11 protein-coding genes are annotated in these 13,086 nt (G+C 66.5%); 1 reads left to right on the top strand and 10 read right to left on the bottom strand.

The features are described 5' to 3' along the window. Positions 1-4: 4 nt before the first annotated feature. Both AC56LU_RS15600 and AC56LU_RS15605 read right to left on the bottom strand, forming a co-directional pair. Positions 5-862 carry a beta-1,6-N-acetylglucosaminyltransferase gene (locus AC56LU_RS15600; RefSeq protein ID WP_497176528.1) on the bottom strand — a complete coding sequence of 286 codons (858 nt, stop codon included), beginning with the start codon at positions 860-862 and terminating at the stop codon, positions 5-7. 134 nt (positions 863-996) lie between these two features. After that, complete coding sequence (locus tag AC56LU_RS15605) at positions 997-3,231, bottom strand: DUF4962 domain-containing protein (protein WP_497176529.1); 2,235 nt, start codon at positions 3,229-3,231, stop codon at positions 997-999. On the opposite strand from AC56LU_RS15605, the gene AC56LU_RS15610 reads away from it, so the two are divergent. Beyond that, positions 3,230-3,529: a hypothetical protein gene (locus AC56LU_RS15610; protein WP_497176530.1), complete on the top strand. Its 300-nt coding sequence runs from the start codon at positions 3,230-3,232 to the stop codon at positions 3,527-3,529. The two genes, AC56LU_RS15605 and AC56LU_RS15610, sit on opposite strands and share 2 nt — an antisense overlap. A gap of 106 nt (positions 3,530-3,635) precedes the next feature. Here AC56LU_RS15610 and AC56LU_RS15615 read toward each other — a convergent pair whose 3' ends face one another. From AC56LU_RS15615 to epsF, 8 genes are all read right to left on the bottom strand, one after another. Next, positions 3,636-4,466, bottom strand: coding sequence for a glycosyltransferase family 2 protein (locus tag AC56LU_RS15615; protein WP_497176531.1), 831 nt, complete (start codon positions 4,464-4,466; stop codon positions 3,636-3,638). Continuing rightward, positions 4,456-5,664 (bottom strand): glycosyltransferase family 4 protein, encoded by a 1,209-nt coding sequence (locus AC56LU_RS15620; RefSeq protein WP_497176532.1) that lies wholly within the window; start codon positions 5,662-5,664, stop codon positions 4,456-4,458. The genes AC56LU_RS15615 and AC56LU_RS15620 overlap by 11 nt, the downstream gene beginning before the upstream one ends. Positions 5,665-5,679: 15 nt before the next feature. Further along, entirely contained in the window at positions 5,680-7,203 is a 1,524-nt protein-coding gene (locus AC56LU_RS15625; RefSeq protein WP_497176533.1) for an oligosaccharide flippase family protein, read from the bottom strand. Then, positions 7,203-8,678 carry an O-antigen ligase family protein gene (locus AC56LU_RS15630; RefSeq protein ID WP_497176534.1) on the bottom strand — a complete coding sequence of 492 codons (1,476 nt, stop codon included), beginning with the start codon at positions 8,676-8,678 and terminating at the stop codon, positions 7,203-7,205. Before AC56LU_RS15630 ends, AC56LU_RS15625 begins: the two co-directional genes overlap by 1 nt. Before the next feature lie 38 nt (positions 8,679-8,716). Further along, positions 8,717-9,481 carry an exosortase-associated protein EpsI, B-type gene (gene epsI / locus AC56LU_RS15635; RefSeq protein ID WP_497176535.1) on the bottom strand — a complete coding sequence of 255 codons (765 nt, stop codon included), beginning with the start codon at positions 9,479-9,481 and terminating at the stop codon, positions 8,717-8,719. Beyond that, the gene (gene xrtB, locus AC56LU_RS15640; RefSeq protein WP_497176536.1) at positions 9,478-10,437 is read right to left on the bottom strand and encodes an exosortase B; all 960 of its coding nucleotides are present in this window, start codon (positions 10,435-10,437) and stop codon (positions 9,478-9,480) included. The genes epsI and xrtB overlap by 4 nt, the downstream gene beginning before the upstream one ends. A gap of 49 nt (positions 10,438-10,486) precedes the next feature. Next, complete coding sequence (gene epsG / locus AC56LU_RS15645; RefSeq protein ID WP_497176537.1) at positions 10,487-11,302, bottom strand: chain length determinant protein tyrosine kinase EpsG; 816 nt, start codon at positions 11,300-11,302, stop codon at positions 10,487-10,489. Positions 11,303-11,467: 165 nt separating this feature from the next. Beyond that, positions 11,468-12,874, bottom strand: a complete 1,407-nt coding sequence (gene epsF / locus AC56LU_RS15650) for a chain length determinant protein EpsF (protein WP_497176538.1) — start codon at positions 12,872-12,874, stop codon at positions 11,468-11,470. Between the last annotated feature and the right edge of the window lie 212 nt (positions 12,875-13,086).

The raw sequence follows: 13,086 nt of genomic DNA on the forward strand, positions 1-13,086 counted from the left end.
ACATTCAGGCAGCCCGGCTGTCCTTCCACCGCTGCAGTTGCGGCAGCAGCCCGGCGCTGGCCTGGCTGTCGAGCTTTCTGCAGAAGTGGGCATGCGAGGCGCGGATGCGTTCGAAATCGTCGGCGTCGAGCACCTTGGGGTTGCGCGCGCCCTGTTCCGGCCATTGCACGTAGCGGTAATTATCGGACAGTACGCGCCCGGCGAAGCGCGAATGCATCACCAGGGTCTGGAACAGCATCTCATCCGGACACTGGACGGTGCGCATGAAGCGCTTCAGGCGCGGATGGGCATCGAACAGGCGCAGCACCTCGGCCAGACAGTCGCGCGACAGCGCCCACCATGAAGCGCCGCCGTGCGGCACGAAGCCGTCCGGCATGCGCCGGCGCCGGCCGGCGAGGCGCAGCATACGGTTGAGCAGGCCGCAGGCCAGGCGCTCGAGGCGCCCGCCGCCTTCGCGATGGAAGAACTGGTAGCGGTATTCCACGCTCCAGCCGTCGGGCCGGATCGGCGCCGTCTCCAGCAGCTCATAATCTTCCAGACGATTGAGCTCGCGCTTGAGCAGGGCATTCGGCAGCAGCGGAAAATCCTGGGCCGACAGGAAGACGACCTTGTCGAAGTCGGGCTGCTCGCGCAGGATCTGGCGCAGCGAGCCGAGTGTGGCCTCGACCTGCGAGAAGCCGCCCCAGTGCACGTCGATGCGCGGCGCTACCTGGCGGGCCGCGGGATGCAGGCCGGCGGGATCGAGCGCGCTCTTGCGGTCGAGGTGGACGTAGACCGTGAAATCGGGGTCGCGCAGCGCCTCGACCAACGCATTGAGCTGGTCGATGTCCTTGTGCGCGCAGATCAGGAACACCTGTTTCATCACCCTCCTCGCCCTGGCGGCTGCCATAAAAAAAATCCCCCGCGGCGCGTGCCGCGGGGGACTTGTGCCGCGCGCCGAGTCTAGCACGGCAGGCGGGAGGGACAGCGCCCTGTTCGTTGATGCTTGGTTGATACTTAGTTGATCGTCACCGTCTGGCCACCAACGGTCACGGTGCGCACGGAACCCGAGGTCGAGATGTTCACTGCCGGCTTCTTGCAGCCGACGTCGAGCAGCACCAGGTACTCGGCGGTGGCGTTGGCACCGGCCTTCAGGTAGAAGGCGCCGTGGTCTTCCACCACGTTGGTCTTGGCGCCCGGGCCGATCCACTTGGCGAAGCTGGCATTGGTGTTCAGCGAGCGCACGCACAGCGACTGGGTACCCGCCACCACCTTGACGTTCTGGCCGTTCTCGACGGTCATGATCGACGGGGTGTGCATGTTCCACTCGTAGGTGCGGGCCACGGTGCTGGCCAGGCGGTCGCGCACCAGGATCGCGTTGCCGGCGTTACGCAGGTGCCAGACCTGGCGCTTGGCCATGGTTAGCTGGCCGCCATACGCCGGGGTGGCGTCGCCTTCGGCATAGTCGTAGCTCGGCTGGGCGGTGAAGGCGGTGATCTTGCCGTTGCGCTGCAGCTGCTCGCGGTAGCCGGTGACCATCTGGCCCTTGCCGCCGTCGAAGGTGATCGCGTTCTGCGAACGGGTCTGGTGGTACCAGTCGGTCCAGTACGGCGAACCATACCAGTCGTACCAGCCGGCCTTGATCAGGAGCGGCTGCCCGGCGGCCGACAGCAGCAGGCCGTTCTGGTCGCCGTGGCTGTGGTTGAACGAGCCGTAGGGGCTGGACTTGAAGAAGGCCGAGGTGCGCGAGGTCGAACCGAGGTTGCTGTGCATCGCGACCCAGCCGATGCTCGGATAGTAGGCCGAATTTTGCGGTGCTTCCAGGTAGGTGGTATAGCTCACCGGCAGCGGGTACTCGGCCTGCAGCAGCGACATCGCGTCTTCCATGCCGGTGGTGTTCTTCACGTACCAGGCGGCGCGCGGCGACCACATGCGCGAGGCGAAGGCGCGGAACACGCGTGCGTCCGGCTTGGTCTCGGAGGCGTCGCCAAAGGCATGGGTACGCGCGCCGGGTGGGGTGAATTCCATCGCGAAGTCGAGGAAGCCGAGCGTCCACGGCTTGCCGAAGAAGTTCACGCCGCTGGCCTGGGTCAGCGGATCCCACAGGGCCAGCAGGTAGCCGGCCGCGTACTCCGCATAGGCGGTGCCGTTGGCATAGCCGCCTTCCGGGCCGCTCCAGGGGTTCGGGCTCAGGGCATAGGCGCGGAACGAGAAGTCGAACCACTTCTCGGCCTCCGGGATCTCGCCAAGGGTCAGGGTCGAGATCAGCACGATGTAGATCAAACTGGTGTTGCCGTGCGAGTCGAACGGGTACTGGTCGAGGCGGCCGTTGTCGCCGGCCAGGCTGTTGTACATCTCGGTGGTGCGGACCTTGATCGAACCGAGCCAGCGCGCCTTGCGGGTCGCATCGAGCGAGCTGCCCAGCAGGTCGATGGCCTTGGCCAGGCCCCAGGCGATCTGGCGGGTGGCCTGGTCCTGGTTGGTGTAGCTGGTCGGGCCGCTCGGGTTGAGCGCGGCCAGTTCGTCGCCGCGCTTCAGGGCTTCGGTCAGGTACAGGGTCTCACCCTTGAGCTTGTACATCAAGGCCGCGGCTTCCATCTGGCGGGTCGCTTCGTTGATGCGCTGGCGCACGTCGGTTTGCTGGCTGGCCATGGCGGCGGTCAGCGGCGAAGTGATGACGATCGACCAGCGCGAATCCGACAGCGCCGGCACCGCGGTCACTTGCGCCTTGACTTCGTTGCCGAGGCGGCTCAGGTAGGGCTCGAGCGTGGTGCGCTTGGCATAGTTCCAGGTCGAGAACGGGGTGACCGAGCCGGGCAGCGAACGCGGCCGGGCCTTCGACAGGATGCGGTTGCGCAGGGTGGCGTTGTCCGGCACCTCGAACTTGGTCGCCTTGCTGGTGATCGAGAAGGTACGCGGGCTCGACCAGTCGTTGCTGCCCACCGGGCGCACGCGCCAGGTGTAGTTGCCGAGTGCGAAAGCCTTGGTCGGCAGGTACCAGTTGCGCTCGACCACGGCGCGGGTCGGCGTGCCGCCCACCGGGGTGATCTCGACTTCGTAGCTGGCCGGACCGGTAGCGTGGCGGGCCCAGGTGAAGCCGGGCGGGTTCTGCGCCTGCACCTGGTTCATTTCAGGCTTGGCCTGCACGACCAGGGGATCGGTTGACTGAACCCAGTCGGCGCGCGCCGAAACGCTCGCGAACAGCGAGGCGAAAGCGGCCGCGAGGACCAGGCTCTTCCGTTGAAATTGCATGTGGATGCTCCGAGAAAAAATCTTGATATCCATGCGCCAAACCGGCGTGGCCGGCGGCTCGGGAACTTTGCTGCGCTATCGAGAAGCGGCTTACTTGGCAGGAGTTATGCTACCCCAAAGTAAGTTGAGCACAGGCAAATTCCCCAAAGAATCACGAATTTTTTGCTTGCTTTGCGGAAATACCACGACAGAATTTCAACAATTACCGAACAATATTTGCAGGCTTTTAACGGTCGTAAGTGGCCTGAAAAGACAAATCGGCAAAGCTGTCAGAAAGCTATCAATTAACAGCGTCTAGCAGAACCCCGAGGGCAAGGCGCATCGCCGCCGTGGCGGACCACGAAGACAGTACGCTAGTACGGCAAGACGATGCAACGCAGCCATCGGGGGAATTGTTAGACGCTCTACACGGCCACTGCGCGTGCCTCGGCCTGCAATTCGCGCACCCGTTTCAAGTAACGCAGGCAGTAAATACCGAAAGCCAGCGGCGCCTTGTCCATGTGGCGGCGCCGCACATTGAATTCTTCCTGGCGTGCCTTGAGCCGGTTGGCCGAGGACACGCTGCCCGCATGGTCGCGGAACACGGTCAGGGGCTGGTCGATCATCGCCGGGCGCGCTTCCGCCCCCAGGCGCAGCCACAGGTCGATGTCCATCGCGTACTTGAGCTTTTCGTCGAAGGCGCCGACGCGCTCGAAGGCCGTCTTGCGGATGAACACCGCCGGATGCGGAATCGAGCTGCGGCCGGCCACGAACGAGCGATAAGAGAATGCCGGCATCGCGTAAGGCGGCACCATCTTGCCATCCTTCAGGATCTGGATATTGCCATAGACCCAATCCACCGGCTGCCCCGCCGCCTGCGCAGTGTCGAAGGCGCGCTTCACGGTGGCGAGCACGTCCGGCCCGTTGTAGTAGTCGTCCGAATGGAGGTGGGCGACGATCTCGCCGCTGGCCGCGTCGATGCCCTGGTTCATGGCGCGGCTGATGCCGCCGCCGACATCGCGCAGCACCCGCTTGTTGCCCGGCCTGTCGCTCAGGTAGGCCGCGATCATGTCGAGGGTTCCGTCGGTGGAACCACCATCCACGAAGATGTGTTCGTAGTCCTGGCAGGTCTGGGCCTGGACCGAGGCCAGGGTGTCGCCCAGCGTCGCGGCGCTGTTCCAGGTGCAGGTGACAATGGTAAAGGTCGGCTTGTTAGACGACCGCTGGGCGGATTGGTTCGGCGAGTTATTTTGCATAGAAGTCCACGATCTTGGGGAGGGCCTGGAAAACGTCCATCCCGGCGCTGGACGGCAAGGGCCGTGCCCGCGCCGGCCGCCCCAGTTCGTCGAGCAGGAGCGTGACCAGCTCCTCCATCGTCGTCGCCAGGCGCAGCTGGCCGGGATAGGACTCGTATACGGCGAGTTCGGGATTGCCGCCGCGCGCCAGCGCCAGGCAGGGTCGGCCCAGCGCCAGCGCTTCGAGAATGGTGGTGCCGCAGGGTTCTTCCCACACCGACGGCACCACGCACACATGGCTGGTGGCGGTCAGGGCCACCACGTCCGGGTTCGGCTGCCAGCCGAGGAAGCGCACACCCTCGTTGGCATGTTCCGCTTCGAGTCCTGCGCGCAGCGGACCGTCGCCGACCACCAGCAGCTGCGCTTGCGCCGGCAGGCGCCCGCGCGCGGCGGCCAGGAATTCGGCGAAGCCCTTGCCGGTATCGATGCGCCCGGCCAGCAGCACCTGGCCCGGCTGCGGGGCGGCGCTGGCGGCGGCCTGGCGCGCCAGCTTGCGGTAGTTGATGAAGTTATGGATCACGCGCGAGCGCGACAGGTCGGCCTCCGGCAGGGTACGCAGGAACTGGCGGCGCAGGAAGTCCGACACGAAGATGGTCTTGTGGCGCGCGAACGCACGCTCGGTCTCGCTGCGGTAGCGCGCCACCGCGTGCCCCGACAGCAGGGTGCGCACCGGGCCTGGCGCCCCATGCGCGCAGCCGGCGCAGGCGCGGCTGGAGGTCTCGGTGCACACGGCATTGCCCTTGAAGCGCAGGTGGGTCACGCACTCGCTGCCCTGGTCGTGGCGGGTCTGGACGAAGTTCAGCGCGGGGTCGACGTACAGCCCGGTCATCGGCAGGTGCCCGTGGTAGTGCACCACGTCGTAGTTGCCGGCCGTGCGCGCATGCTCCGACAGGGCGCGCGCCACCCGGGCGGCGAACCAGGGCCGCTTGGCCGGGTTGAAGAAGCCGAGCTGGGCTTCCTTCCAGCCGACCCGGCGGAAATCGAAGCCGGGGATGAAGCGCCCCTGGAAACCGATCTCCTCGGCGCTGCGGGCATGGGCCCGGTCCGAACGGCCCATGATGTCCACGTCGTGTCCCTCTTCGAGCAGGGCATTCGACAGCGTGACGACATGCTTGGCCAGGCCGCCGAGCTGGGCGCCCGGCAAATCTTCCGACACCATCAGTATCCGCAAAATCTACGCTCCCTTCGCCTGCAAGCGCGACCAGCCAGCCTTCAGGCGCGACCACGCCAGCAGCCGGTCGTCGCGTTCGACGACGAACAGCGCGCCGTGCACGCCCAGCAGCAGCACGGTCACGCCCAGAATGAACAGGAAATCCCAGGCGCCGCGGTCGAACAGCTGTTCGGCCGCGGTCGCCGCCACCGCCACCAGCGCCACCCCGACCAAGCCCGGCGCATAGCCCTGGCCCAGCAGGTCGGCGAGCGTGGTCGGCACCGTACGTCCATGGACGTAGACCAGGAACACGCCCGTGAACACCAGCGACGCCACCAGGTGGCCCCAGGCCGCGCCCTCGATGCCCCACCCCGCCACGCCGGCGTACACGATGGCCAGGCCGGCCAGGGCGCGGGTGACGGCGAACAGCCCGGACACGCGCGGGTGGCCCATGCCGTCGTTCACCAGCGACGGCAGGCTGGTCAGCGAATCGACGAACTGCGACAGCGCCATCACGGCCAGCACCAGCGCCCCGTTGCGCGCAAAGGCATCGTTCATCCAGTAGCCGAGGATCTGGTGAGCGAATACCGCCACCAGCACCAGGATGGCCGCATTCAGGAACACCACGTAGCGGGTCGCCTTCAGGTAGACGCGGTCGAGGCGCGCGTACTCGCCGCTCGCCGCCAGCGCGCTGGCGGCCGGGAAGAACACGCCAGAGAGACGAAAGGTCAGGCTCAGCACGCGGTTGGCGAGCGTCGCCGCCACCGTGAAATAGGCCAGCCCGGTGACGCCGACCAGGGCGCCGATGATCAGCTTGTCGGCATGGGCATACGACAAGGTGGCAAAGCGCGACAGGAAGGAATAGGCCGAGAAGCCGAGCAGCGCATTGCGGAACTGTGCTCCCGGCCAGCGCCAGCGCATGCCGGGCAGCAGGCGCCGGATCGCGCCCCACAGGATCGCGCAGTGGATGGTGGAGGCCACCACCCGCAGCAGGATCACTTCGAACAGGCCATGGCCGAGCAGCAGCACCCCAACGGTACTCAAGGGCACGATGGTGCCGAACACCATTTCCAGGCGCGCCGAGATGTCGTAGCGCATCAGCGACTGCGGCACGCTGTTCAGGTAGCTTTGCAGCTGCCCGGCCAGGAAGCCGAGCGAGGCCAGCTGCAGCGTGGCGATGGCTTCCGGCACCAGCCGTTGCGGCACCGCGAACACGTCGCTTACCAGCCAGGCGGCGCTGAAGAACAGGCCGAGCGCGCCCAGCAGGCCGATGCCGGTGTAGGTGGCCAGGCCGAACGACACCGTCTCGTGGATGCGCTCGTCGTCCTTGCGTGCATTGTGCTCGGCGATGTACTTGACCGAGCCAGCCGTGACGTTGATGTCGATCACCGCAAAATAGCCGACGATGGCGGTGACCAGCGAGTACAGGCCGTAGCCGGCCTCGCCCAGCCCCTTGACCACCAACGGCACGGTGCCGAGCATGACCAGCGCGGGGATGGCCGCGCCGAGCAGGTTCGACCAGGCGTTGCGCACGAGCCGCAGGTTCATCACGCGGGCACCAGGTAACGACGCGGCGGGGTGAAGGGTTTCACCGCCGGATGCAGTCCGCGCTGCGCTGCCGGCGCCGCTTTCGCGACCGCGACCGCCAGGTAAGGCAGGGCCAGGCAGATGGCCAGCATCTGGCTGGTGCGCACCTGCGGGAACGGGGTGCCGATCAGGAAGTCGGGAATCATGAAGGCCAGCCCGGCCACTCCGGCCGTGGCCAGTCCGAGCAGTTCCGGCGGCAAGGACTTGAGCGCACGGCGCGCGAACAGGATGAACGCGGCCAGGGTGCCGAACATCAGGACGGTGCCCACCAGGCCGCTCTTGAGCGCGATGTGCAGCACGCCGCTGTGCAGGAACAGGCCGCCGTCCGGGTTTTGCTGCCACGAGATGTACTGGTAGCCGGTGTACCTGCCCCAGGTGCCGATGCCGGTGATCGGGTTGGCCAGGAAGTCGCCCAGCGCGAACTTCAGTTCCAGCACCCGCTCGCTCTCGGGCCCGAAGCGCTTGGACTGCATGTCGTAGACCAGGCTCGACAGGCCGCTGCCGGCTCCCTTGGTCTGGGACAGGCGCTGCACGGCGACATAGGCGAGCGCGGCCCCCACCACCGGCAGCCCGGCCGTCATCAGCTTCATGCGGCGCTTGAGCGGGAAGCGCATCATGATCACCACGAAGGCCAGCATGAAGCCGATCCAGGCGCTGCGGCGGTAGGACAGCAGGATGCACAGCGCGGTGGAGACCAGGGTCACCCACTCGATGGTGCGCCAGAATTTCGGGCGGTCAGTCTTGACGGCCTGGAACAGGTGGACGGCGGCGATCGCGAACGCGATGGTGCACACCAGGCTGTCGTTGATGTCGAAGAAGGTCAGGCGGATCTTGATCGCGTTCAGGTTGGCGTACACATTGTTCGGATCACCCCCGAAGGCGGCCCAGCGCACCAGCCCGAACAGCGAGCGGCACAGGCCCACGATCAGGATGAAATGGGTCAGCTCGAGCACGTGCTCGCGGGTGCGGAAGGACAGCAGCATCAGCGAGATCAAGGGCGCCATCCAGACGATGTTGGAGAAGCCCTGCGGCGTCAGCGACTCGGCCACGGTAACGCCGTTCATCAGGCCGACGGCCAGGTGGCCGACCAGCAGCACGAACCAGGCCCAGAACCAGGGGCGCAGGTTGCAGGCAGGCGTCGGGAAGCGCTGGAAGGTCGCCGCCACGCGGGCGACGGCCCAGGCGCCCAGTACGTACCACAGCACCAGGCCGAACAGCAGCAGGCCGGAACCGCGGCTGTAGATGCTGCGGCTGGCGAAGATCGCCATGCTGCCGTAGCTGGTGGAGTTCATGCAGAAATACACCGCCAGGTAGGGATAGACCAGGAAGCGCGGCCATACCAGGCCGATGCCGATCCCCGCGACGGCCGCGATCGACAGGCCGATGATGAAGGCCCACGGCAGCGAGTAATAAATGTACGGGAGAATCGAGTTCATCGGCAGCTGTCAGCTCTTCACGTTAGGTTGTCCCCGTCTCAACCGTTGGCGCGGCCCGGCGCTGCCGTCGCCGTCCCTGCCGCAGCGGTCGTGGAAGCGGCAGCGGCCTGCGGCGCGGGCGCCAGTCCGGCGCCCAGCAGGCGGGCGCGGTCGCGCGGCGCCATTACGCCCAGCATGTCGACGACGAATCGGTCCTGCGTCCGGTAAGCCTGGGCATCGTTGGCCCCGATGGTCGAGACGCGCACCAGCATGCCGTCCGGGATCTCGCCCGACAGGCCATACGCCAGGCGGCGCAGCTTCTGCTGGATGCCGGCCCGCGAGGCGTGTTCGCCGATCGTGATCCAGTAGGTGATCGGCTCGTTGCGCTCGTGCAGGCGCGCCACCAGGCGCTTGACCGGCAGTTCGCCGAAGCGGGTCGGCAGCGCACCCTCGTCGTCCTTCACCATCTGGAAGCCCTGCGCCACGTAGCAGACCTCGGGCAGGTGCAGCTGCAGCGCCTTGCTCTGGTCGCCGCCGTAGGCGATCGACAGCATCACGCGCTCCCCCGCCCCATTGATGTAGGTGCGCGACAGGGTCTGGTCGTAGATCTTTTCCAGCACGCTCTGCTGCTCGGGGTCGGGGGCGAGCGGCACCACCGAGGGATCGATGCGCCAGTCGCCGAAGCGCTGCGGGATCATCTGGTCCAGGCTGAACTGTTCGTGGGCCTGCAGCACCCGCGGCTTGGGCGTGAGCGCCCCGGTCAGTGCCGAGGTGCCGGCCATGGCCAGGCCCAGCGCCAGGCTGACGGCGAGACGTCGGTTCATGTTGCCTCCTTCAGGGATCGTGGCATGCGGCCGCCGCCGGCGCCGGGACCGGGGCCGCTGCTGCCGCCCTGGCCACGCTTGATCCACCATTGCAGGCCGTTGTCGACCGCCAGGATCAGCAGCAGCGCGGTAACGAACAGCACCATGCCGGCGAAGCCGTGCAGGAAACCCTGGCCGGCGGCATCGCCGAAGTAATAGGTGATGAGGGTGAGCGCGATCACGCGGATCACGTTGGCGGTGAACGAGATCGGGATGATCAGGATCGCCAGCGTGATGTTGCGGAAGGCCGAGGGGTGGCGCATCAGGTTCAGGTAGAACAGGCCGAGCGCTTCCAGGGTCAGCAGGGTCTGCAGGCCGGCGCAGGCATCGGCCACCAGCAGCTGGTACTGGCCCATCTGCAGCACCACGCCCGAGCGCGAGATCGGATAGCCGAGCGCGAACAGGATGTGCTCGGTCACCCAGGACACCGCCATCTTCATCGGCATCGTCACCGCTGCCACCAGCTCGCTCGGCAGCGGGATCAGGAACAGCATGAAGAAGAACGGGAACCACAGCACGCGCAGTGCGCGGCTGCCGAACTTGAGCAGCACCAGCGCCGCCATCACCACCACGATCGAGGCGACTTCGAACATCAGGATCTTTTGCGAGCGCCCCAGCAGGTGGAACAGCAGGCCGGCGGCCAGCACCGGCCAGCCGGTCCAGCTGCCGATTGGCGTCGGGCCGACTGCGGCCGTCACCTCAGGCCACTTGCGCCAGATCAGCCACAAGGCCAGGAAGAAGATGATCGGTCCGTGTCCCTGCTCTTCGCCGATCCAGGCGCCGGTGAACAGGCTGTAGAAACTGGGGCCGAACAGGATCGCCAGGCCGGCATAGACCGGCCACCATTCAGGCAGCGAAGCGCGTAGCGCGGCTAGCGTGCCTGCGATGGTCGGGGCCGGGGGTGCTTCGGGCGGCATGCCTGCCGCCGTCTGCGCCGTTGCGTGATCTCGTGCCGCCGTCGCCATCTCAGAACTCCACCACCACCGAGCCGACCACTTCGGCGCCGGATTCGGCCATCTGCTCGGCCATGCGGCTGATGCTGGCGATGCGGGTGCGGTGCTTGCAGGCCACCAGCAGCACGCCGCCGGCCCGGCCGGCCACCGCCAGCGCGTCGGCCCCGCTGGCAAACGGCGGCAGGTCGTACAGCACCACGTCGTAGCGGCTCTCCAGCTGGGTATTCAGATTGCGGAAACCTTCGCGCGCCAGCAGCTCCTGCGGGTTGGGCGGCAGGGTGCCGGCCGGCATCAGGGACAGGTCGACAAATGCCGGAACCCGGGTAATGACGTCGAGGTCGGCACGGCCTGCCAGCAGGTCGGACAGGCCCTGGCGCGGCTTGACGCCGAACATTTCTTGCTGGCGCGGGCTGCGCAAATTGGCATCCACCAGCAGGGTCTGCTCGCCCAGCTGGGAGAACACCACCGCCAGGTTGGCCGCGAACAGGCTGGAGCCGTCTTCCGGGGTGACGCCGGCGATCGCCAGCGCGCGCCGGCCGCGGGCGAACCAGCGCAGCATCAGCTGGCTGCGGATCGCCCGCAGCGCCTCGACCTGGGGCGAGAACGGATCGTAGGCGGCCACCAGCTTGGGCGACAGGTTGGCCTGGCCTTTCTGTAGATACGGATAGGAGAACTGGCGCGCCAACACCTGCTGGATGTCGTCCTCGCTGACCAGCCCCAGGCGCACGGCAGCTTCGCCGAAACGGATCCCGAGGTCTTTCTGCATGCGCAGCACCCGCTCGGCATTCTCGGGCGTGAGCTTGCCGGCATCGAGCAGCAAGGCGCCCATGCTCGAATCGGCGTTAGGACCAGTATGTAAGGCGCCACTATGGTATGCGCCGTCGTGTGGTGCGCCGGTAGGCAATGCGGATAGCACGGATGAATTCATGGTCGTGTCCTATTTTTTTAGAATTGCGCTGGCGCCATGCGCGCCTCATGGGCGCGCATGGCTGCTTCAGTTCAGCCGCAGCAGGCGGCGCGGTGTCATCAGCGCACGGATGCCGGCGGTGCGCGAGCGCTTCATGCGCCACTCGATGGTGCCGAGCACCGGAATGCCCAGCATGTCCTTGACGTCGCCGGTCGAACGCACCGGACGGTTGATCAGTTCGAGCAGCAGGGCCAGGCCGACGCCGAGGATGGTGCCCAGCAGGATCGAGACCAGGGTATTGAGCAGCACGCGCGGGCCCGCAGGATCGGTCGGCGGCACCGCCGGGTTCAGGATCGAAATGTCGGACTGTTCGGACTGGGCCTCGATGCGGGTCTGCGAGAAGCGGCCGCTGGCGGCATCGAAAGCGCGCTGGGCGCTGTCGAGGTCTTTCAGCATCACGCCGAGCTCGTCACGGGTACGGTTCAGTTCGAGCACACGGGTCTTCTGCGCGGCCAGGGCCGCGCGCAGCTCGGCTTCGCGCTGGCGGTAGACCTGGGCGTTGGCGCCCACGCTCTTCGACACGCTGCCCAGGGCGGCGTTCAGTTCTGCACGCATCTTGCCCACCTCGGCGGCGGCGGACTGGTAGATCGGGTGATTGCGGCCGTAGCGCGAGGAGGCCTCGGCCAGCTTGGCTTCACCGCTGGCCAGGCTCACGCGCAGGCTTTGCACCAGGGCGTTGTTGGCGACGTCGGGCGAACCCACGCCGGTGGCCATGCGTTCGCGCGAGCTGGCTTCCATGGCCTGGGTCTGGGCCGCGACCAGCTGGGCCGACAGGTCGTTCAGGCGCGACAGTTCGATGTCGACCCGGTTGTTGTCGAGGCTGACGATGCCCTTTTCCTGCTGGTACTTGGACAGGCGCGCCTGCGCGGCTTCCAGGTTGTCGCGCAGCTGCTTGGTCTGTTCGTTGAAATAGGACGACGCTTTCTTGGCCGGCTCGGTCTTGAGCTGGACGCTGATCTTCTGGTATTCGTCGGCGAAGGCGTTGGCGACCGCGGCGGCAAAGGCCGGGTCGGCGCCCTTGAAGCTGATCTCGACCACGCTCGATTCGCGCGAGGGCATGATTTCGAGCTTCTTGAGCAGCAGGTCGGCCAGCCAGTCGCGCGCCGTGCCCTTGCCCTCGCTGGCCTCGCGCCACTGGTTCTGCACGGCCGGGCTCGATGCGAGGCGCAGCGAGTCAACCACCCGCAGCGCCACGTTCTTGCTGGTGATGATGTCCATCTGGGTCGCCATATAGCCCGGCATCAGGTTGCCCGGCATGGTCAGCCCGCTCACCGGGTCCACCCCCTTGTAGTTCAGGAGCACGGATGCGGTGGCCTTGTAGGTCTTCTGCTGCATTAGGCTCCAGCCCAGCGCGAGCAGGACCGTGACCAGCAGGGTTCCCAGGATGATCTTCTTCCTGGCAAGAAGGATGAGCAGGAATTGATGAACGTTCATGGCCTTACCTTTGCATCAGATGCCTTTGACAGCGGGTGGACAAAACGGGTGAGTCTATAAAACGCTCTACAAGAGATTCCGTAGCGTGGGCGGGGTAATTTCGGGCAGTGCCCGGAATTACAGACGCCCACGCGTTCAAATCACGGTACTGCAACCTGCGGAGCTATTCTTCATCTAACTATCACCGCGTGGGCGGGAGAACCCGCCCACCC

It is taken from the genome of Telluria sp. PB2R4 (assembly GCF_059685695.1).

Bases quoted from the DNA above. Each gene is read 5' to 3' on its own strand.
- AC56LU_RS15630 (WP_497176534.1), bottom strand. From the start codon at position 8,678: ATGAACTCGATTCTCCCGTACATTTATTACTCGCTGCCGTGGGCCTTC.
- AC56LU_RS15625 (WP_497176533.1), bottom strand. From the start codon at position 7,203: ATGAACCTGCGGCTCGTGCGCAACGCCTGGTCGAACCTGCTCGGCGCG.
- xrtB (WP_497176536.1), bottom strand. From the start codon at position 10,437: ATGCCGCCCGAAGCACCCCCGGCCCCGACCATCGCAGGCACGCTAGCC.
- AC56LU_RS15620 (WP_497176532.1), bottom strand. From the start codon at position 5,664: ATGGTGTCGGAAGATTTGCCGGGCGCCCAGCTCGGCGGCCTGGCCAAG.
- epsI (WP_497176535.1), bottom strand. From the start codon at position 9,481: ATGAACCGACGTCTCGCCGTCAGCCTGGCGCTGGGCCTGGCCATGGCC.
- epsF (WP_497176538.1), bottom strand. From the start codon at position 12,874: ATGAACGTTCATCAATTCCTGCTCATCCTTCTTGCCAGGAAGAAGATC.
- AC56LU_RS15605 (WP_497176529.1), bottom strand. From the start codon at position 3,231: ATGCAATTTCAACGGAAGAGCCTGGTCCTCGCGGCCGCTTTCGCCTCG.
- AC56LU_RS15610 (WP_497176530.1), top strand. From the start codon at position 3,230: ATGTGGATGCTCCGAGAAAAAATCTTGATATCCATGCGCCAAACCGGC.
- AC56LU_RS15615 (WP_497176531.1), bottom strand. From the start codon at position 4,466: ATGCAAAATAACTCGCCGAACCAATCCGCCCAGCGGTCGTCTAACAAG.
- epsG (WP_497176537.1), bottom strand. From the start codon at position 11,302: ATGGGCGCCTTGCTGCTCGATGCCGGCAAGCTCACGCCCGAGAATGCC.
- AC56LU_RS15600 (WP_497176528.1), bottom strand. From the start codon at position 862: ATGAAACAGGTGTTCCTGATCTGCGCGCACAAGGACATCGACCAGCTC.